The following is a 19,167-nucleotide window of genomic DNA, read 5'->3' on the forward strand; positions in this document are numbered from 1 at the left end:
CTTTCCACTGTTTGGCCAAATTAGTATCGTTTTTGTTAAAAATTTGTCATGTTTGCATCTGATTTATGCAGAACAGTACAAAAGCACCGGGGCGTTGTTACAAGATTATTGGAAAGGTATTTAAGAAAGAGAGGGTTATTATGAGGAAAGCATTAGCAGTATTCATGGCATTGACAATGGCGGTTTCCATGAGCGGATGCCAGGCAGCGAATAAGGCGCCGGCAGAGAGTCCGGAAGGAACGGGTGTGACCACTGGGGAAGCAGCGAAAGAAGCAGGAGCAAAAGCAGAGACGGAAGCCGGAAAGAAATACAGGATCGGATTTGCCAACGCTTCCATATCCAACAGCTGGCGTGTAAAGATGAGGGACATGCTGGTGGAGGAATGCAACCGGCTGGGAGTGGAGCTGGTGGAAACAGATGCCCACGATGATGCCAACACCCAGAACAGCAACATTGAAGCCATGCTCCAGCAGAACCTGGATGCCATTTTGATTACTCCGTGTGTGGAAGACGCAGCAAATCCCGGCATTGAGGCGGCATTTGAGTCGGGAATTCCGGTAATCATCTTCGACCGCACCTGCACCACAGAGGATTACACCCATTTTGTAGGATATTCTGATAAGCAAAACGGTGCGGAATGCGCCAGGATGCTGGTGGAAGCCCTGACAGAACGCTACGGCGAGCCAAAGGGGAATATCATAGCTCTGGATACCATGGCAGGCTCCAGTACGGATAATTTCCAGAAAGAAGGGCAGGACTCCGTATTTTCCAAATATCCTAACATTAAGATCATCGCGAGACAGTATACGGATTTTGAGGTCAGCAAGGGTAAGAGCTTTATGGAAGACTGTCTGGCGAAGTTCGGGCCGGGAGAAATTGACGGATTCATTTCACAAGATGGCGGCGTTACTCTGGGGGCAGTGGATGCCATCCGGGAGGCAGGGAGAGACAAAGAGGGCATTGTCTTTACAAATGCGGACGGTATCAACGGCGTGGTGAAGATGATCAAGGATGGCAGCTGCGTGGGACTGACCCAGTTCCCCTGTGCAGCCAGCGTGGATGCCCTTCATGTGGCCATTGACTGCATCGATGGTCAGGGTCCAAAGGAGAAGGATGTCATGATGGACTCCATTGTTGTAACAAAGGACAATATGGGCCAGTACATGATTCCGGATGGGGATGATTATGACTGGACCTATTAATCAGGCAGTGACAGCAATAGTAAGCGTTACGCAGCAAAAACAGTCAGGATGACCAGGAGGGATACATAGATGAAAATCGGATTTTGCGTAGTAAACTACTCGGAAAAGCCACTGGAAGAGGTGGTAAAGCTCGCGGCAGACAATGGATACGACTGCGTGGAACTGCCCACTTATGTGGGCAACGGCCAGGTTGATGTGGAAGATATCCTAAAAAACAAGAAGGCAGGGGAAATCAAAAAGATGGTGGAAAGCCATGGCCTGACCATCGCCTCCTTAAGCAACCATGCGGATTCCCCTTTGATCATGGGACCTTACAGTGATGGGACCGTATCCTCCTGCAAGGGGACCAGGGAGGAGAAGATACTCTTTGGAACGGAAAGCATGATCCGCAGCGCACAGCTTGCAGCAGAGCTTTCTGTACCTGCTGTAGTGGCCTTTTCCGGCATGGAAAATTACGGACACATCAACGATTGGCCGGAGCCAAACGGCTGGAAATATGAAGAAGAGCAGTTTGCACTAAAATGGGGCAAAGTGCTTGATAAATACAAGGAATACGGCGTAAAGGTGGCGTTTGAACCGCATCCTAACAATGTGGTGTATGATACTCAGTCCGCACTAAGGCTTTTGGAGGTGGTGGATCATCATCCGGCCTTTGCCATCAATTTAGATCCGGCAAATATCCTGTTCTCCGGTGTGAACATCCAGACCTTTGTGGATGAACTGAGGGGAAGGATCGCGCTGGTTCATGCAAAGGACTGTGAAATCGTCCATCACAACCTGGCAAAGGGCGGGTTAAATATGTACATGCAGGATGGCTGGGGTCGTTTGGACCGCTCCTTCCGCTTCCGGATTCCCGGCTGGGGCGACGTGGATTGGAAGCGTTTGATCAGCGAGCTGTTCCTCACCGGATATGACGGCGTATTTAATTACGAACATGAAGATGTAATCATGAGCAGGGCAGACGGAGTGAAAAAGACCATAGAATTCCTGCGCCCCCTGATGATCGACGCTCCCTATGAAGGCCGCAGTGATGCGCTGTTTACAAAATAAAATCAGACATTTACAGAGCAAAGGAGAAAATATATGAGAAAAATGAGAGCACAAGTGCTGACCCAGCCGTATCACTATGAACTTTCAGAAGTTCCGGTACCGGAGATTTCTGAGGATGAAGTCCTGATTAAGATCAAATATTGCGGAATCTGCGGTTCTGACTGGGGTTCCTATACGGGAAAGTATGCGGATGAGGTGGCTTGCCTGCCGTTAATTACAGGCCACGAGTTCTATGGAACCATTGAAGAACTGGGTGCCAATGCACAGGGATTAAAGTTAGGAGACCGTGTTACCTGCGATATCTGCAAGCCATGCGGTACCTGCTATCATTGCCGCATCGGAGAGCCGCTTCTGTGTACGGAATTCAAACAGATCGGGATCCATGTAAACGGCGGGTTTGCAGAGTATGTAAAGGTACCGTGGAAAAATGTATATGTGGTGCCGGATGAAGTATCCGATGAGAAAGCGGCTTTTGTAGAGCCTTTGACCGCCTGCATTAATGCTTCAAGGAAAATGGACTGCGTCATGGGAAGAAGCGTGGTAGTAATCGGCGCCGGGCTTGGAATCCTCCATGCCTGTCTTGCAAAGCTTAGAGGCGCTGCGCCGGTGATCATCATTGACGGCAATGAGGACAGGCTTGCCATGGCTAAGGACATGGTGGCAGACTATGTAATCAACTTCAAGGAGACACCTGACGTAATAGCTGAGGTCATGAAGCTGACAAACGGCATAGGCGCCGATTTTGTTCTGGAAGCCGTAGGCAGCTCAAAGACCTATGAACAGGCATTCCAGATGGTGAGAAAAGGCGGAAAGGTAGAGGCTTTCGGAATCTGTGCAGATGACGATTACGCCAGTCTTCCTCCGGTGAAGTTCGTACTGGAGGAGAAAAAGGTCAGCGGAAGCTGCGCCGGCATTGGATACGACTGGGGCGACGTTCTGACCCTTCTCAAATATAACCGGGTAGATCCTACCCCTCTGATCTCTATGATTGTTCCCCTTGAGGAACTGGAAGACGCTGTCAATGAAATTCGCAGAAATCCGAAATTGGTCAAGGTTTTAGTAAGCCCAGAGGCCAAAGAGCGGGTTGTACTGTATCAGTAAACCGATAAGGGGGACATTTCAGTCATGAAACAAAAAAGTGCTTCGGGAATGGTGAAAAAAATATTAAACAATCCCATCAGCGGCCCCTATCTTGCGCTGATCATCCTGCTGCTGATTGCCAGCATGATTTCACCGATTTTTCCCACATTTAAAAATATTACAAACATCCTACGGCAGGCATCCATTGTGGGCGTGGTCAGCATTGGCATGACAATGGTACTGCTCATAGGAGGAATTGACCTTTCCGTCACCAGTATTATGGCGATTGCAGCCTGTGTGATGGCAAGAATGTCAGAGCCCTATGTGCAGGCCGGCGGTACCGGCATCTATTTAGGACCGGTGCTTCTGGTGATGTTATTCGGCTTTATCATCGGCCTGATTAACGGCAGTATCATTGTGTGCAGGGGGGTAGAGGCTTTCATCATCACCCTTGGCACGGGGCAGGTGCTGCGGGGACTTAATTACATATATACCAATGGAGCGCCGGGAGGCTCGGTTTCCCAGTTCTGGTCCAACTTTGGTTCCAAGTCCCTGGGAGGGATCATCCCCTATGCCGTGGTGCTGTATGCGGTCCTTATGATCATTTTCATGGTGCTGCTTCACAAGACGGTATTCGGGCGCCATATCTATGCCATAGGCAGCAATTCGGAGGCGGCCAGACTCTCCGGTGTAAAAGTGAAATTCCATAAAATTATGGCATACGGTCTTTGCGGCCTGACCGCATCCATCGCCGGCGTCATGCTGGCAGCCAGAGTCCGGGTAGGAGAGCCAAACGGCAGTACCGGCTATGATATGGACGCCATTGCGGCGGTGGTCATCGGCGGAACCTCCATGTCAGGAGGACGGGGGTCCCTAATCTGTACCCTGGCAGGCGTGCTGATCATGGCGGTAATGAACAACATACTGAATCTTTTGGGCGTGAATCCTTACCTACAAATCGTGATTAAAGGTCTGATTATACTGGTGGCGGTACTGATTCAGAAGAAAAACAAATAATGCAGGACTGCTATGAGAAAACAGAGGTGAGCATATGAGCGAATACGCATTGGAAATGCTTGACGTGACCAAAACATTTTCCAAAGTGACCGCTTTAAATCATGTGGACTTAAAGGTAAAGGAAGGAGAGATACACGCTCTCATCGGAGAAAATGGTGCAGGAAAATCTACCCTTATGAAGGTTCTGTCCGGGGTTTACCAGGCAGATTGTGGGACTGTGCGCATTTTTGGGGAAGAAATGCATTTTCATAACCCACAGGATGCCATTGATAAGGGAATTGCCATCATCTATCAGGAGTTAAGCCTTGTCCCTGATTTAAATGCGGTCGAGAATCTGATGCTGGGTCATGAGATTCATAAGAACCATTTTATAAAGAAAAAAGAGGAAGAAGAGTTTGCGAAAAAATGGCTGGATTATGTGAGTGCCGGGACCATCCCGGATTATCACACTCCGGTCCGCTGCCTAAGCGTTGCACAGCAGCAGATGATCGACATCGCAAAAGCAGTATCCTATCATGCCAAAATCATTATTATGGATGAGCCTACGGACAGTCTGACCCAGAAAGAAATTGATGTGCTGTTTCAGATTGTGAGAAAGCTTAAGCAGGATGGAATCACGGTGATTTACATATCCCACAGGCTGGAGGAGCTGTTTGAAATCTGTGACCGGATCACGGTACTTCGGGACGGTGCTTATGTGGACTGCGCAAATATTGCGGATGTGAATAAGGACTGGCTCATCGGAAAGATGATTGGCCGGGACCTAAAAGATACCTTTCCGCCCAGACGCCGGGTCCATTCAGAGGAAGTGGTGCTTGAGACCAGCAATTTATGCGGGGAACGGTTCCAAAATGTATCCTTCCGGCTTCATAAAGGGGAGATCCTGGGATTTTCCGGCCTGGTGGGCGCAGGAAGAACGGAGGTTATGCGTGCCATATTCGGGGCGGACAAAATCTGCTCCGGAGAAATGAAGCTTTTTGGTCAGACGGTGCATATGACCCACCCCTGTCAGGCGGTGGAACGTGGCATGGGATTTGCCACGGAGGACAGGAAAGCACAGGGGCTTTTCCTAAACCAGACAATTAAGGACAATATCGCAATCGCATCCCCAAAGCGGGTTTCTACCAAAGGCTTTGTAAGCGGAAAAGAAGAAGTAAAGCTTGCAAACCAGTATATGAAGGAGTTAAAAATTGCTGCGCCGGATATTCATAAGGTCTGTAAATTCCTCTCCGGAGGAAACCAGCAAAAGGTGGTGCTGTCCAAATGGCTGGCATCGGAATGCAGGATATTGATCCTTGATGAACCCACAAGAGGAATCGATGTAGGGGCAAAGTTTGAAATTTACTTACTGATGGACCAGCTGGCCAATGCGGGAGTCAGTATCATCATGATTTCTTCCGAAATGCCGGAGATCATGGCAGTATCAGACCGCATGATCGTAATGCACGAGGGGACTGTGACAGGGGAAATTACTCATGAAGATTATACGGAAGAAAATATTATGAAGCTTGCCAGCGGCGAAAAACGGAAAAAGGAGAGTTGACTTATGGGATACAAAGAGACATTATTTCAGCCGGTCATGATCGGCAGCAGGGAGTGTAAAAACCGGTTCTTCGCACAGCCCATGGAATGCGTGGATTCTGATGCAGAGGGAAATCCAACGGACCTGACCTATGAACGGTATGAAAACCTGTATAAGGGCCAGTTTGGCCTGGTGGATTTAGAGGCGATCACGGTAACCAATGAAAGCCGCGCCAGAAAGACCCAGCTGGAGATCATGCCCCGTAATGAAAAAGCCCTGGAAAAATTTATCCGCAGACTGAAAGAAGTAAATCCCGACGCACTGATTGTATTCCAGCTGACCCACTCAGGAGAGATCAGCGTGCCGGAGTTTTCCAGAAGGGTCTGTGTGAAACCGATGTACGGGCTGGGCGGTGACATCCTGACAGAGGAAGAAGTAGAAAATATCATGGACCAGTTTGCCCTGGCATCAAAGATCTGTCAGAATGTGGGCGCAGACGGCGTAGACATGAAGCTGTGTCATGGATATTTAGGTTCCCAGATTATCCGCCCTTATAATGACAGGGACTGGAAATACGGCGGCTCCTGGGAACGGCGTTCCGCTTTTGCATACGATCTCATGGAACGGATCCAGAAAGCGGTAAATTTTGACAAAAACTTCCTGATTGGTTCCAAAATGTCCATGTGGGAAGGCTTCCCCGGAGGCTTCGGTTCCGCAGGTCCGGACTCTCCGTTAATGGATATGACAGAGCCCATCGATTTAATTCAGGGGCTGGAGAAAATGGGAGCTTCCTATTTTGTGGAATCCTTAGGCAACGTCCACTGCAGCATGAGCTTTATGGAAGCAGCCACCAATGATCCTTACTTCTCTTATCTGCATATTTATTTTTCAGATTTAATGAAGAAAGCGCTGAAGCCGGAAACAGTTGTAATCGGTTCTCATTTTTCATCCTTCCGCGGAGGAAAGAACAAGCTTCTGTCCATTGAACCGGAGAAATCCTCCCTGTTTGCAATGGGAGCCAGATGCATTGAGGACGGCATGATGGATATGGTAGGTTTAGGGCGCCAGTCCTTTGCAGATCCTCTTACTCCTTTAAAGCTTAAGGAGGGCCGGGAACATGAGATCAAGTATTGTACCCAGTGCATGAACTGTGAAGAACTGATGATACGTCAGCAGCCGGTCGGCTGTGTGGCATTTAATAAACCGTATACCCAACGGTTTGTGGACATTCGTAAGACCATGGGAAAACTGACAGAGCTGCATACCTGATGTCTAACAGTTATATGGGATCCCGGAATTCCCAAAGAATCCGGCTGATCCATGATTCCGTTTATCTAAAAAATTTACATACAAAGAAAGGCAAAGAAAATGAAAGAATTAAGAAAAGACGTATTGACAGCAAAGGATATTGCTTACATGATGGACCCAAGTGTACTGAAATTGGATACGTCAATCAAAGATGTAGAAGCCATGGTAGAAGCATGTAAAAAGTATGATTTTGGCTCTTGCTTCTGCTGGCCATGCTATTACCCTGAGCTGGTGGAACTGTTAAAGGGAACAAACACTGCTTTCGGTACCTCCCTTGCATTCCCTTCCGGCCAGGAAACCACAGAAACAAAAGTATACCTGGCTCATGAGTTTATGAAGCTGGATCCGGTGGAAAATGATATGGTAATGAATGTAGGCTGGCTGAAAGCAGGACTTTATGACCTGGTACTTGAGGATATCAAGGCAGTTCGGGAAGCTACTAAGGGTACTTCTTTAAAGGTAATCATTGAAGCAATGCTCTTAACGGATGAAGAAATCATAAAAGCCAGTGAGCTTTGTATTGAAGGCGGCGCAGATTATGTCAAGACAGGAACCGGATTCTCCCAGAATCCTACGACCCTTCATCATGTAGAACTGATAAAGGCAACCGTAGGCGACCGTGCAAAGATTAAGGTTGCAGGCGGAGTCAGGGATTTAGACACACTTCTTAGAATGTATAAGAGGGGAGCATGCAGATTCGGTATCGGCTTAAGTAATGCAATTAAGATCATCGAGGAAGTGATTGCAATGGGACACGATATTGATATGTCAACAATTGATTAAAAGCTGATGAGAGGCTGTTGCAAAATAAACTGAATATGCCTGATATTGTATATAAGAAGTAATACGATTGCAAGAAAGCGCATATATCATAGTTTTGCAACAGCCTAAAGCTTTTTTAACCTCATCAGGTAAGTTGGGATATCAGCTATGAGGTTATGAGCAAGCAGCGCAGCGGATTGCGAATATCCGATTAATAAGGAGGAATGAAAACAATGGGAAAACTTACAGGTAAGACCGCATTGATTACAGGTGCTTCACGAGGCATTGGGGAGGGAATTGCAAAGGCGTTTGCAAAACATGGTGCAAAGCTGATCCTTCTTGATATTTCTAATGATGTAGACAGACTGACAGAGGAGCTAAAGGCAGAGGGAGCTTCCTGTGTGGCGGTACGGGCGGATGTCCGGGATCTTAAGGCAGTTGAGGCTGCGGTTGCAGAAGGCAAGCGTCAAATGGGAGATATTGATATCCTGGTGAATAATGCAGGAGTATGCAGACTGGGAAATTTCCTGGATATGAGCGAGGAAGACCGGGATTTCCATATTGATATCAACATAAAGGGTGTATGGAACGTAACCCAGACCGTGCTTCCGGAAATGGTGGAACGAAAGGATGGACGGATCGTTATCATGTCCTCCGTAACAGGGGATATGGTAGCTGACCCTGGTGAAACAGCGTATGCACTGTCAAAGGCAGCCCTGGTAGGGTTCACAAAATCCCTTGCAGTAGAATTTGCCGGATCCGGCATCCGTGTCAATGCCATATGTCCTGGATATGTGCGTACACCTATGGCAGAGAGCATTGCACAGCAGTCGAATCCCACTGATCCGGAGTCTGTGCTGACAGAGATGGCAAAAGCAATCCCCATGAGACGGCTGGCGGCTCCTATAGAGGTTGGAGAACTTGCGGCATTTTTAGCATCGGATGAATCCAGCTATCTGACTGGCACCCAGACGGTCATTGATGGGGGAAGCACTTTGCCGGAAAGTGTCAGTGTCGGGGTGTAGTTCATGATCATTTCAAAGGGAATTGTACTTCTTATGGCCTTGTTTCTGCTTGCAGGCGGCCTGGATAAAATCGCAGGCAACCGTTTGGGCCTTGGGGAAGAATTTGAAAACGGCTTCCATGCCCTGGGTCCTCTGGCCTTAACAATGGCAGGGCTTACCAGCTTGTCACCCCTGCTGGCCCGGTGGCTGTCCGGGGGAGTAGGAGCTCTGGCGGCAAAGGCAGGAATAAATCCTGCCATGGCCCCGGCGCTGCTGATACCGGTTGATACGGGCTGTTACCCCCTGGCCCATGCCATGACTTCTGATGGAGCGGCAGCCGATTTCGCTTCCCTTATCGTTGCCTCCATGCTGGGGGCAACGGTTACGTTCAGCGTGCCGGTGGCCTTATCGATTATTAGGAAAGAGGACTATGGCTGCATGGCTATGGGGACAATGGCAGGGCTTATCGCCCTTCCTGCCGGATGCTTTGTCGGTGGACTGATGATAGGGCTTCCTCCCGGAACCGTTTTATGGAATCTGCTCCCGGTGCTGGCGTTTGCTTTGATTCTGGCAGCAGGCCTGTTTCTTTTTCCCCAGAAGACCATTCGGTTCTTCGTATGGTTTGGCAGGGGTGTGGTGGCAGTCATTACCATGGCCCTTATTACAGCATGTATCCAGGAAGTGACCGGGTTCGTTGTGGTGGAAGGCATGGCCCCCTTAAAGGATTCCTTTATCATCCTTGGAAACATCGCGGTGATGCTGGCTGGTGCTTATCCCATGATGGCATGGATCCGAAAAAGACTGCTGAAGCCCCTAAAGAAAGCCGGCGGGTATCTTGGGGTGAATGAAACCGCTATGGCAGGCTTTCTGTCCACCTTGGCCAATAATGTCCCCATGATGGCAATGGTGAAGGATATGGATGACAGAGGAAAGGTATTAAACTTTGCCTTTGCCACCTGCGCCGCCTTTACCCTGGGGGATCATTTGGGCTTTTGCTCCGCTGTTGCGCCGGACCGGATCCTGGCCATGGTTTGCGGGAAAATGGCAGGCGGTATTCTGGCTGTAGCCATAGCTTCTATTTTGCCTGGGATGGGCCCGAAGAAGAGCGCTGTAAGACCTTCCGCCTGAATTCACGGATTTATATATATTTACTTTGCTTAAGGTGTATGCTATGATGAAAAAACTCGTCATAATAGATGGAGAGCAGCTTGAATGATTTATAGAGATGCTGTATATCAAATTTGAGCCGGACAGGATGAGAACCTGATGATGACATAATGGAGTAGAAAAACATGAAAAAAGCACTTATATTTGGTATTATCGGATCTTTCTTTTTTGCATTTACATTTGTGCTGAACCGTAGCATGCATCTGTCCGGAGGAAGCTGGATATGGAGTGCAAGCCTCCGCTACCTGTTTACTTTTCCAATTCTTGCTTTGATAGTGGGTAAACAGCACGGGTTTCAACAAGTCCATAAAGTTATAAGAAAGAATCTTTTAAATTGGCTTATATGGAGTACCGTAGGATTTGGCCTTTTTTACGCACCGATCTCTTATGCGGCCGATTATGGGGAATCCTGGTTGATTGCGGCATCTTGGCAGGTAACAATCGTAATGGGAATTTTACTATCTCCTGTATTCCACAAGCGCGTACCTATAAAAAATTTATGCATATCAGGATTTATTTTAATCGGAGTTTTTCTTTTACAGGTACATAATATTGCAGATTTGGATATTAAAATAACCCTTATGACGCTGCTTCCTATTCTTGTAGGGGCTGTCTCTTATCCTTTGGGAAACAGAAAAATCATGGAGGCAAGCGGGGACCAGCTATCTACAATCCAGCGAACTTACGGTATGACGTTATGCAGCCTTCCCTTCTGGTTCATTTTATCTGTACTCGGTCTGGTAAATGCCGGGGTACCTTCTGTAAGTCAGACGGTACAATCCTTCTGTGTCGCGGTTTTTTCCGGAGTGATCGCAACGTTGCTGTTTTTTAAAGCCACCGATTTGGTTAAGTCTAACCATAAGCAGCTTGCTGTGATAGAATCCACACAGTCGGGCGAGGTCATATTTACCTTACTGGGAGGCATCTGGCTTCTTGGGGATTCCCGGCCTGATGAATTGGGAATTCTCGGCATATCGTTTATTGTGTTTGGTATGATATTTAACAGTATGATTGTATCCTTTTCTAAAAAATCAGAGATTATTAACCCATAACGAAATAGTTTTACCTGCCAGCCTATGTACTTTTGCTGGCAGTTTTTATATTGATGTTTTGATCCGTAAGAACTTGAAAGTCTCTTAGTTGTCTGGTAATATTAGGAACAGATCATGTTGTTTGCAGCCGTCAAATGATAAAGAGGCTGAAGTAAAAGAGACGGCCGGGCATGGAAAGGAATAACAGCCGGGTATGCCCAAGATAAATAAAGATAGGAAAGGAATGGGCATATGAGCCAGAAACTTCTTACCCCCATCCTTCCGGAGGCGATGGATTTTGCTCTGGAAGATGTGGATGAATTATACCGCAGGAAAGAGCAGGAGGAAGCGGTAAGCGATGTTCTCATAAGAAATCTTCATGTAACAGAGGAAGATCTTTCCCACATGCGTTTTTCTGCCGTCATATTTGAAAACTGCATATTTCAGAATTGCAGCTTTGAAAAAGGAGAATTTACTGACGTAGCATTCCGGGCCTGCGACATATCCAACTGCAATTTTGAGGACAGCTATTTTAACCGGGTGGAATTTTCTTCCTCAAAGGGTATGGGAACAAAATTCTGCGGGAATACCATGCTCCATACCGTAATAAAAGACTGCAATTTCAACTATGCCAATTTCGATTCTTCCAGACTGGAGCACATCCGCTTTACTGATTCCCAGGTCCGGGGCGGATCCCTGACCCAGTGCCGCTGCAAGGCGTTTGAATGGAACCGGGCAAATCTGGAAAATGCCAGTTTTTTTAAGACTATGATGAAAGGAATGGATTTTACCGACAGCACCATACAGGGGTTGGTGATGTCTGATAACTGTGCGGAGATAAAGGGTGCCGTGGTGGACCTATACCAGGCGGCTGAACTGGCAAAATATCTTGGCATTATTATAAAAAACTGACCGTTTATTGCTCTAACACATTTCTGGATCAAACATGAGGTTTACAATGAACCTTTATGTGATAAAATGGTTATAATTATGTTGCAAGATAAGCGTTTATTTAAGGAGGCGAGCTTTTTTATGATGGAACCCTCAAAAGCTGCGTAGCACGGGTTATGCAGTTAAACTAAATAAGTAATTGTATAGCCTTTGCTATTCCTGACAGTAAAAATATGTTTGGGAGGCAGCGATGCGCTATCAGAAAGCGAATGAGATTTTACCGGAAGAGCTGGTGGAATTAATTCAGAATTATATAGACGGGGAGTATGTTTATATCCCCAGAAAACAGGAAAATAAACGAACCTGGGGTCAGAGGACAGGTGCAAGAGAGGAAAGAAAGCTCCGGGACTTATCCATCTATGAGGATTACCTTTCCGGCGTATGCGTGAGGCTTTTAGCGGAGCGCTATTATCTGTCCGAGAAAAGCATCCAAAGGATCGTGCTTCAGGAAAAGAAAAATAATAAGGCGGCGCATCAGTAAGAAAATGGTGTGCTGTCTTTTTTTTGTTCCATAAGAGAGTATGAGGTGGGAGAAAGAAAGAGGGCGTGTTACAGTTGTCGATAGTAACAATTGTAAAAATGGAGAAAGAACATGAATCGAAATTTACGAAGACAATGGATCGTAACGCCTGACCAGCTTCCAACTATTATAAGAAGATGCCCGAAATGTGGGAAAAAGACGGATTTTATAAACAGCGGAAAATTCAGGGTCAATGCCAATGGACGCCTCATAGATGTCTGGATGATTTACCGATGTGAACAATGTAATACTTCCTGGAATATGGCCATATGGGAGAGAAGATCGGCAGGCAGCCTGGAGAAAGAAGAATATGAGGGATTTTTAAATAATGATCCTGATCTGGCGGCAAAATACGGAAATGACAGGGATTTATTTGCGAGAAACAAGGCAGAAGCAGCTGCCTCAAAGGCGGAATATCACGTGACAACCGTTGATACTGCATTACCCTGCGGGGAGGATCATGCCATGGAGACCGAGATAAGAATTCCGCCTGGATTTGATTTGAGGGCAGATATTTTTTTAATGCAGCAGTTGTCCGTATCCAGGAGCAGGATAAAAAAGTGGTGTGAGGACGGGCTGATTCTAAGCAGTGGACAGGTATTGTCTCCGAAAGAGAAAATCAAGGACGGGATGCTTCTGCAGATAAAAAAGGAAGCCTACCGTTCGGAACAGGAAGAAGCTATTAAGATGATTCAGTATCATATGATCTAAACTCCTGCTTTTCAAGCTTTTTCTCGCCTGATCCGGTCCTTTTTGCCACAAGAAACAAAGTCGTAAAAATCGTATATCCGATCAATAATGCTCCTGCAGTCAGCCATAACCCGGATATAGCAATCCGGTCTACAAACAGACTGCAAAAAAGGGACGCACACATGGAGCCTGTCTGCAGAAGAAAAGAACCTAAAGAAAGAACACTTGCTCTGAAATACCCCGGAGTATATTGATTGATCAGGGTGTTTTCAGCAACACTTCCGGTTCCGAGGAGGAGATAAACACTGCCATATCCCAGGATAAAGAGCCAAGCATTTTTATGAAGAGCCAGAACAAGCAGGGCGCAGCCAAGGAAAAACCGGCTGATGCTGTAAATCCGCCATTGGCGGCCGGGAAATTTCTTTAACAGCCTTTGGCAGAAGGAATTACCCATCGCTGCCAGTATAAATCCGGCAAAGGACAGAATGCCCAAGACCCAGGTTCCTTCTGTATGTTTTGAAATCTTAAGATAAGCCGGCTGCCAGTAGGTCTCAATGGAGATGAGGAAAAAACCGGTAAACAGCATACCAGCCAGAATCAGAGGAAAGTCCTGTTTCGACAGGACTGTTTTTACGCCTCTCTTTATATGACTGGTGAGGGGAATCCTTTCTCCCCGGTGGCCGCAGATTTTATCCTCCCGGATGCCAAACAGGCAGAGTCCGAAGGTAACTGCTGTAAATACACCGCGGGTCAGTATATTTCCGGTGAAAGAATCTCCTATACAGGAAAGAAACCCTCCAAGGATACATCCGGCTGCAAGCCCGGCCTCTTCCAGAATGCCAAGGCGGGCAGCTACTGCAGGAAGGCAGGCTTCTCCCTTTTCTAACAGAGCCTGATCCACGATGAGGGCATCTAAGCTTCCGGTTGAAAAGGCTCTGCTGATTCCATTAAGAAGAATGTAAAACAACAGCCAAATCCAGTTGTCAGCAAACAGAAGCAGGATCAGAGACAGCATCTGACATGCACCGGAAATAAGGAAAACTGTCTTTCGCCCGTACAAATCCGCACAGATCCCGCTGGGAAGTTCGAAGCAAAGTACTGCAGCGGAATATGCAGCGATCAAAAGAGGCAGTGTCTTTAGATCAGCTCCCCGGTTTAAAAGAATTAAGTTCAACACTGGCAGAAGAATTCCCAGGGATGCATAATTGAGAAAAATAACCAGCTGCTTTGTCTTACTCATGAGGATTCTCCTCCGCATTGTAAAGAATAAACGCATATTCCCAGGGAGATTTTTCTTCAGAAGGAATGGCATGCCGGTCCAGATAATCCGTGATCATCATCAAAAGCTCTTTGCCTTCCCCTTCGGATAGATGTATGACACCGGTCAAGATATCCCCTAAATTCCACGTACTTTCCGGCTCGGCAGAATCGTAACGTTCCAGATACTTTTTTTTCTGAGTCAGAAATCCCTCATAGGTTCTTGCAATCTGCTCTTGGACCAGAACTTCCTTCTGCATATTGTTCTCATCGGGATGATCCAGTCCAATCTGGACATTGACATAGGTAGGTTTGTAATATCTGGCGGTAATTCCATTGATCATTTCAGTATGATCCAATTCCACGACTCCCAGCGAACTTAGTTTTTTAATATGATGCTGAACACTGGAAGGGGATATCTCCAGTTTATCCGACAGCTGCTTGGGTGTCATAGGGGTTTTGGACCGCCCCAATAGTCTAAGAAGTTTCTGCCTTACAGGATTCATGTAAATTTCCAGTTCCTTTTTTGTAGATAACGTAATTTTGTCCATATTCCTTTCTCTCCTTATTCTTGTTTTATCGTTACATTAATTGTAACATTACATATTATGTAACGTCAAGGGAAAAGTGAAAAAGGTCTTATAAGTTTTGCAAATACATATCTTAAGTATTGATGAAAGAGCAAATATGAATTAACATTTTTGGAAAAGCTACTTGACAATTAGGGAATAATATTATATTATAAATACAGTTGATAATGATAATTATTACTGATATTATTTATCAATAAGGTGAAGCGGATATTCTTCTTTCTCTTTGCCATAGTCAAAACATACACACAGCGATACAGCTGTTTTCGCGGGGGCTTGGCCACCACGGAAAAAGTACAGTTTCCGCCCATTTAAAAAGCGGAAATTCCTGATAAGTTCATATTAAACAAAATATAAAAATCATAGGAGGTAATTTATTATGTCATTAATCGGAAGCGAAGTAAAACCATTCAAAGCACAGGCTTATCATAACGGAAAGTTTGTTGAGGTCACAGAGGAAGACTTTAAGGGCAAGTGGAGCATCATCTGCTTTTACCCTGCAGACTTCACGTTTGTTTGCCCGACAGAGCTGGAAGATTTGCAGAACAATTATGAGACATTTAAGAATCTGGGAGCGGAAGTTTATTCCGTATCTACGGATACTCATTATACCCACAAGGCATGGCATGACAATTCAGAGGCTATACGAAAATTAACCTATGTTATGATTGGAGATCCTTCACACACAATTTCCCGTAATTTCGACGTACTGATCGAAGCAGATGGACTTGCGGACCGTGGTACTTTTATCGTTGACCCGGACGGCATCATTCAGTCAGTAGAGATCAATGCCGGAAACATTGGCCGTGATGCAAACATTCTTATTGATAAGATTAAGGCTGCCCAGTACGTGAGAAAGAATCCTGGCGAAGTTTGCCCGGCAAAATGGAAAGAGGGCGGAGCAACACTGAAACCAAGTCTTGATCTGGTAGGAAAAATTTAAGGAGTAAAGATTATGATGCTGGATGATGATATAAAGAAACAACTGGCTGAGTATCTCCAGCTTCTGGAAAACGATGTGCTGATCAAAATCAGCACAGGATCTGACAGTATATCAAACGACATGGCGGCTCTGATGGATGAGCTGACCGCACTGTCACCGAGAATAAAGACAGAACAGGTGAAACTGCCCAGAACACCCAGTTTTACCATTAACCGAATGGAAGAAGACTTTGGGGTCACTTTTGCAGGCATCCCTTTGGGCCATGAATTTACTTCCCTTGTACTGGCTCTTTTACAGGTAAGCGGGAGGCCCCCCAAAGTTGACGCTAAATTAATTGACCAGGTAAAGAGCATCAAAGGCGAATACCATTTTGAAACCTACATCAGCTTAAGCTGTCATAATTGCCCGGAGGTGGTGCAGGCCCTTAACTTAATGAGTGTTTTAAATCCTGGCATCACCCATACGATGATTGACGGTGCAGCCTTTAAAGAAGAGGCGGAGAGTAAAAATATTATGGCTGTGCCTACGGTTTTGTTAAACGGTGAGGAATTTGGCAGCGGGCGCATGACACTGGAAGAGATTCTTGGGAAATTAGGCAGCGGGCCTGATATGTCAGAATTTGAGAAGAAAGATCCGTTTGATATACTTGTTATCGGAGGCGGTCCCGCAGGAGCCAGTGCAGCCATTTATGCGGCGCGCAAAGGCATACGTACAGGGATTGTGGCGGAACGCTTCGGCGGTCAGGTAAGAGAGACACTGGGAATTGAGAATCTGATCAGTGTCGGATATACCGAAGGCCCCAGATTAGCAGAAGTTCTGGAGCAGCATGTTAGTAATTATGATGTAGATATTATGAGTGCACAGCGTGCCAGACGCTTGGAAAGAAAAGAACTCATTGAGGTGGAACTGGAAAACGGCGCTGTCTTAAAAAGCAAGGCGGTAATCCTTTCCACAGGAGCCCGCTGGAGAAATGTGGGGATACCGGGAGAGGAGGAATTCAAGAACAAAGGAGTTGCTTATTGCCCTCATTGTGACGGACCCCTTTACAAAGGAAAGCATGTGGCAGTAATTGGAGGCGGTAATTCAGGCATTGAAGCTGCAATTGACCTTGCAGGGATTGCCAGCCATGTAACGGTGTTTGAATTTATGCCTGAGCTGAAAGCGGATGACATACTACAGAAACGACTTTACAGTCTGTCTAATGTAACAGTCTTAAAGAATGTTCAAACAAAAGAAATTACCGGTACCGATAAGGTAAACGGAATTACCTATATGGAGCGTGAGTCCGGAGCAGTTCATCATATGGAATTGCAAGGAGTATTTGTTCAGATCGGTCTTATAGCCAATACAGACTGGCTGGGTGAAACCATTGAACGCAACCGCATTGGTGAGGTTATTGTTGATAGCCGCAATGCAACCAGCCTGCCGGGAGTTTTTGCAGCAGGAGACTGCACGGACAGTGCTTATAAACAGATTGTAATATCAATGGGATCCGGGGCCAGTGCTGCATTAAGTGCTTTTGATTATTTGATTCGAAATTGATTTTGAGTAAGGTGATACCTATGAAACCCGTAGCATCGGCGGTTATAAATTTGACTAGCCGGACTAGAAACGGTATAAAATACTTAACAAGAGAGCCGAAAGCCAGATGAACCTAGCCGCCGGTTGTATGTACTATAAAAATAGCGCCTTACTTTACCAGAGCAGGGGCGCTATTTTTTGTGCTTAACAAGTGCTGCCCGAAACCTTGACATGTCCTGCCTGTAACGGTATAATTTTACATGGACAGGATTGGAAAATGACTGGAGTGATTAATATGCAATATAGCGCATTAGAGCAGATGCTCATGAACTCAATAAAAGAAGTACAGATAAAATTAGGATATGAAAGAGAACCGATTCGCTTCTATTACCCTGAACGCGCACTGGTGAACATTCTGAAAATCCGCGAAGGCTCTCCTGAGGAGACAAAAGCAGCCATGGAAGGCTTTAAGGAATATGTGAAAGAGCGTTTGGGAGACATCAGGATCACAAAAAGTCAGGAACGCTTTTGCTTTGAGATTCCTCAGGAAGGAATCGAATACGTATATTACCATAAAAAAGACAATGGCTTCTTAAAAGAATTCATTGAAACCGTAGAAAAAACCAATACGACCTTAGAGGATATCTTGAAAGTCTTTCATAAATTCGCCGACGGCAAGGTTGCCTGCATAAAATCACAGGAAGAAGATTTTGATTACATTATATTTTTTGAGGATTCCTCGATAGACAATTACCGGTATTACATTAAATTTCATGGAAATCACGCCACATACCACAGATTCTTATCTGAAGATGCAGCGGATATGGGCATATAACGATAACATATCAGGAGAAAAGAACAATGCAGAGAAAAAGGTGGATTGCAACCCTGTTTACGGGCCTTATATTTATAGCCTCTAATAGTTTTACTGCAAAAGCAGATACGGCCGCCAATATGGTAATTCCCCTCGTGGCTCCGCCGCCTTTTGAGCAGCAGACTGGCCCTGGAGTAAGCGGGGGAAAAGAATTTTCCCAGACAGCGCCGGATATTTACACAGGTACAGGTGAACAGGTTGTGGCTTTTGCAAAGCAGTTTCTTGGAAATCCGTATGTGTATGGCGGGACAAGCCTTACATCAGGTGCAGACTGTTCCGGTTTTGTACTAAGCGTTTATAATCAGTTTGGCATTAATCTCCCAAGGACCTCCGAAGCCCAGGGAGAGGCAGGATTTGATGTGGGCGGAATCGAAAATGCCCGGCCAGGCGATGTGGTATATTACATCGGGCATACCGGGATTTACATAGGGCAGAATCAGCTGATCCATGCAAGCGGCCCAAAGGATGGAATTAAAATATCCGCTGTGGATTTTATGCCAATTGTATCAGTCAGAAGAATACTAGGGAATGAAACAAAATAAGGTAATCTTTGAGTTTATTCAGATGCTTCGTCAGAATCATCAGGAATAAGCTCTTTTTTTATGCACCGGCGTGATGGAATGCCTTTCACGAAGTCAAAAGTTTTTCAGTCATAATTTGTCCCACCACACATATATT

At 46.0% G+C, this 19,167-nt stretch carries 19 protein-coding genes; 17 read left to right on the forward strand and 2 right to left on the reverse strand.

Annotated features, from left to right (window positions below; translation table 11 throughout):
* Positions 1 to 140: 140 nt before the first annotated feature.
* The 13 genes from ACHZES_RS19880 to ACHZES_RS19940 all read left to right on the forward strand — a co-directional run bounded on the left by ACHZES_RS19880 (position 141) and on the right by ACHZES_RS19940 (position 13,325).
* Positions 141 to 1,202: a substrate-binding domain-containing protein gene (locus ACHZES_RS19880; RefSeq protein ID WP_395546358.1), complete on the forward strand. Its 1,062-nt coding sequence runs from the start codon at positions 141 to 143 to the stop codon at positions 1,200 to 1,202.
* A 69-nt stretch (positions 1,203 to 1,271) separates the two neighbouring features.
* On the forward strand, positions 1,272 to 2,252 hold the full coding sequence (locus tag ACHZES_RS19885) for a sugar phosphate isomerase/epimerase family protein (protein WP_395546359.1): 981 nt from the start codon (positions 1,272 to 1,274) through the stop codon (positions 2,250 to 2,252).
* Between the two features lie 33 nt (positions 2,253 to 2,285).
* Entirely contained in the window at positions 2,286 to 3,353 is a 1,068-nt protein-coding gene (locus ACHZES_RS19890) for a zinc-binding dehydrogenase (RefSeq protein ID WP_395546360.1), read from the forward strand.
* Between the two features lie 24 nt (positions 3,354 to 3,377).
* On the forward strand, positions 3,378 to 4,349 hold the full coding sequence (locus ACHZES_RS19895; protein WP_395546361.1) for an ABC transporter permease: 972 nt from the start codon (positions 3,378 to 3,380) through the stop codon (positions 4,347 to 4,349).
* 34 nt (positions 4,350 to 4,383) lie between these two features.
* Complete coding sequence (locus ACHZES_RS19900) at positions 4,384 to 5,892, forward strand: sugar ABC transporter ATP-binding protein (RefSeq protein ID WP_395546362.1); 1,509 nt, start codon at positions 4,384 to 4,386, stop codon at positions 5,890 to 5,892.
* 3 nt (positions 5,893 to 5,895) lie between these two features.
* Positions 5,896 to 7,140 (forward strand): 2,4-dienoyl-CoA reductase, encoded by a 1,245-nt coding sequence (locus tag ACHZES_RS19905; RefSeq protein ID WP_038277043.1) that lies wholly within the window; start codon positions 5,896 to 5,898, stop codon positions 7,138 to 7,140.
* Between the two features lie 99 nt (positions 7,141 to 7,239).
* Entirely contained in the window at positions 7,240 to 7,962 is a 723-nt protein-coding gene (gene deoC / locus ACHZES_RS19910; RefSeq protein WP_051834906.1) for a deoxyribose-phosphate aldolase, read from the forward strand.
* Positions 7,963 to 8,174: 212 nt separating this feature from the next.
* Complete coding sequence (gene ucpA, locus ACHZES_RS19915) at positions 8,175 to 8,966, forward strand: SDR family oxidoreductase UcpA (protein ID WP_025234618.1); 792 nt, start codon at positions 8,175 to 8,177, stop codon at positions 8,964 to 8,966.
* Between the two features lie 3 nt (positions 8,967 to 8,969).
* On the forward strand, positions 8,970 to 10,073 hold the full coding sequence (locus tag ACHZES_RS19920; protein ID WP_395546363.1) for an ethanolamine utilization protein EutH: 1,104 nt from the start codon (positions 8,970 to 8,972) through the stop codon (positions 10,071 to 10,073).
* Between the two features lie 164 nt (positions 10,074 to 10,237).
* On the forward strand, positions 10,238 to 11,164 hold the full coding sequence (locus ACHZES_RS19925) for a multidrug resistance efflux transporter family protein (RefSeq protein WP_395546364.1): 927 nt from the start codon (positions 10,238 to 10,240) through the stop codon (positions 11,162 to 11,164).
* 231 nt (positions 11,165 to 11,395) lie between these two features.
* Entirely contained in the window at positions 11,396 to 12,055 is a 660-nt protein-coding gene (locus ACHZES_RS19930) for a pentapeptide repeat-containing protein (RefSeq protein ID WP_395546365.1), read from the forward strand.
* 229 nt (positions 12,056 to 12,284) lie between these two features.
* Positions 12,285 to 12,575: a CD3324 family protein gene (locus ACHZES_RS19935; RefSeq protein ID WP_038277054.1), complete on the forward strand. Its 291-nt coding sequence runs from the start codon at positions 12,285 to 12,287 to the stop codon at positions 12,573 to 12,575.
* A 111-nt stretch (positions 12,576 to 12,686) separates the two neighbouring features.
* Positions 12,687 to 13,325: a DUF1062 domain-containing protein gene (locus ACHZES_RS19940; protein ID WP_051834908.1), complete on the forward strand. Its 639-nt coding sequence runs from the start codon at positions 12,687 to 12,689 to the stop codon at positions 13,323 to 13,325.
* Here ACHZES_RS19940 and ACHZES_RS19945 read toward each other — a convergent pair.
* Positions 13,297 to 14,544, reverse strand: coding sequence for an MFS transporter (locus ACHZES_RS19945; protein WP_395546366.1), 1,248 nt, complete (start codon positions 14,542 to 14,544; stop codon positions 13,297 to 13,299). The two genes, ACHZES_RS19940 and ACHZES_RS19945, sit on opposite strands and share 29 nt — an antisense overlap.
* Positions 14,537 to 15,112: a helix-turn-helix domain-containing protein gene (locus tag ACHZES_RS19950; RefSeq protein ID WP_154523140.1), complete on the reverse strand. Its 576-nt coding sequence runs from the start codon at positions 15,110 to 15,112 to the stop codon at positions 14,537 to 14,539. Before ACHZES_RS19950 ends, ACHZES_RS19945 begins: the two co-directional genes overlap by 8 nt.
* Positions 15,113 to 15,530: 418 nt before the next feature.
* Here ACHZES_RS19950 and ahpC point away from each other — a divergent pair, with 418 nt between their 5' ends.
* The 4 genes from ahpC to ACHZES_RS19970 all read left to right on the forward strand — a co-directional run bounded on the left by ahpC (position 15,531) and on the right by ACHZES_RS19970 (position 19,031).
* Entirely contained in the window at positions 15,531 to 16,094 is a 564-nt protein-coding gene (ahpC, locus tag ACHZES_RS19955; protein ID WP_038277060.1) for an alkyl hydroperoxide reductase subunit C, read from the forward strand.
* 12 nt (positions 16,095 to 16,106) lie between these two features.
* On the forward strand, positions 16,107 to 17,636 hold the full coding sequence (ahpF, locus tag ACHZES_RS19960) for an alkyl hydroperoxide reductase subunit F (RefSeq protein WP_154523143.1): 1,530 nt from the start codon (positions 16,107 to 16,109) through the stop codon (positions 17,634 to 17,636).
* Positions 17,637 to 17,910: 274 nt separating this feature from the next.
* Positions 17,911 to 18,450, forward strand: a complete 540-nt coding sequence (locus ACHZES_RS19965) for a DUF3877 family protein (RefSeq protein ID WP_038277063.1) — start codon at positions 17,911 to 17,913, stop codon at positions 18,448 to 18,450.
* A gap of 26 nt (positions 18,451 to 18,476) precedes the next feature.
* Entirely contained in the window at positions 18,477 to 19,031 is a 555-nt protein-coding gene (locus ACHZES_RS19970; protein WP_051834910.1) for a C40 family peptidase, read from the forward strand.
* Positions 19,032 to 19,167: the final 136 nt, after the last annotated feature.

Origin of the sequence: Lacrimispora sanguinis, assembly GCF_044987295.1 — a bacterium.
GTDB classification, from domain to species: Bacteria; Bacillota; Clostridia; order Lachnospirales; family Lachnospiraceae; genus Lacrimispora; species Lacrimispora celerecrescens_B.

Coding starts and splice junctions, on each gene's coding strand:
- ACHZES_RS19880 (WP_395546358.1), top strand. CDS start 141: ATGAGGAAAGCATTAGCAGTATTCATGGCATTGACAATGGCGGTTTCC.
- ACHZES_RS19885 (WP_395546359.1), top strand. CDS start 1,272: ATGAAAATCGGATTTTGCGTAGTAAACTACTCGGAAAAGCCACTGGAA.
- ACHZES_RS19890 (WP_395546360.1), top strand. CDS start 2,286: ATGAGAAAAATGAGAGCACAAGTGCTGACCCAGCCGTATCACTATGAA.
- ACHZES_RS19895 (WP_395546361.1), top strand. CDS start 3,378: ATGAAACAAAAAAGTGCTTCGGGAATGGTGAAAAAAATATTAAACAAT.
- ACHZES_RS19900 (WP_395546362.1), top strand. CDS start 4,384: ATGAGCGAATACGCATTGGAAATGCTTGACGTGACCAAAACATTTTCC.
- ACHZES_RS19905 (WP_038277043.1), top strand. CDS start 5,896: ATGGGATACAAAGAGACATTATTTCAGCCGGTCATGATCGGCAGCAGG.
- deoC (WP_051834906.1), top strand. CDS start 7,240: ATGAAAGAATTAAGAAAAGACGTATTGACAGCAAAGGATATTGCTTAC.
- ucpA (WP_025234618.1), top strand. CDS start 8,175: ATGGGAAAACTTACAGGTAAGACCGCATTGATTACAGGTGCTTCACGA.
- ACHZES_RS19920 (WP_395546363.1), top strand. CDS start 8,970: ATGATCATTTCAAAGGGAATTGTACTTCTTATGGCCTTGTTTCTGCTT.
- ACHZES_RS19925 (WP_395546364.1), top strand. CDS start 10,238: ATGAAAAAAGCACTTATATTTGGTATTATCGGATCTTTCTTTTTTGCA.
- ACHZES_RS19930 (WP_395546365.1), top strand. CDS start 11,396: ATGAGCCAGAAACTTCTTACCCCCATCCTTCCGGAGGCGATGGATTTT.
- ACHZES_RS19935 (WP_038277054.1), top strand. CDS start 12,285: ATGCGCTATCAGAAAGCGAATGAGATTTTACCGGAAGAGCTGGTGGAA.
- ACHZES_RS19940 (WP_051834908.1), top strand. CDS start 12,687: ATGAATCGAAATTTACGAAGACAATGGATCGTAACGCCTGACCAGCTT.
- ACHZES_RS19945 (WP_395546366.1), bottom strand. CDS start 14,544: ATGAGTAAGACAAAGCAGCTGGTTATTTTTCTCAATTATGCATCCCTG.
- ACHZES_RS19950 (WP_154523140.1), bottom strand. CDS start 15,112: ATGGACAAAATTACGTTATCTACAAAAAAGGAACTGGAAATTTACATG.
- ahpC (WP_038277060.1), top strand. CDS start 15,531: ATGTCATTAATCGGAAGCGAAGTAAAACCATTCAAAGCACAGGCTTAT.
- ahpF (WP_154523143.1), top strand. CDS start 16,107: ATGATGCTGGATGATGATATAAAGAAACAACTGGCTGAGTATCTCCAG.
- ACHZES_RS19965 (WP_038277063.1), top strand. CDS start 17,911: ATGCAATATAGCGCATTAGAGCAGATGCTCATGAACTCAATAAAAGAA.
- ACHZES_RS19970 (WP_051834910.1), top strand. CDS start 18,477: ATGCAGAGAAAAAGGTGGATTGCAACCCTGTTTACGGGCCTTATATTT.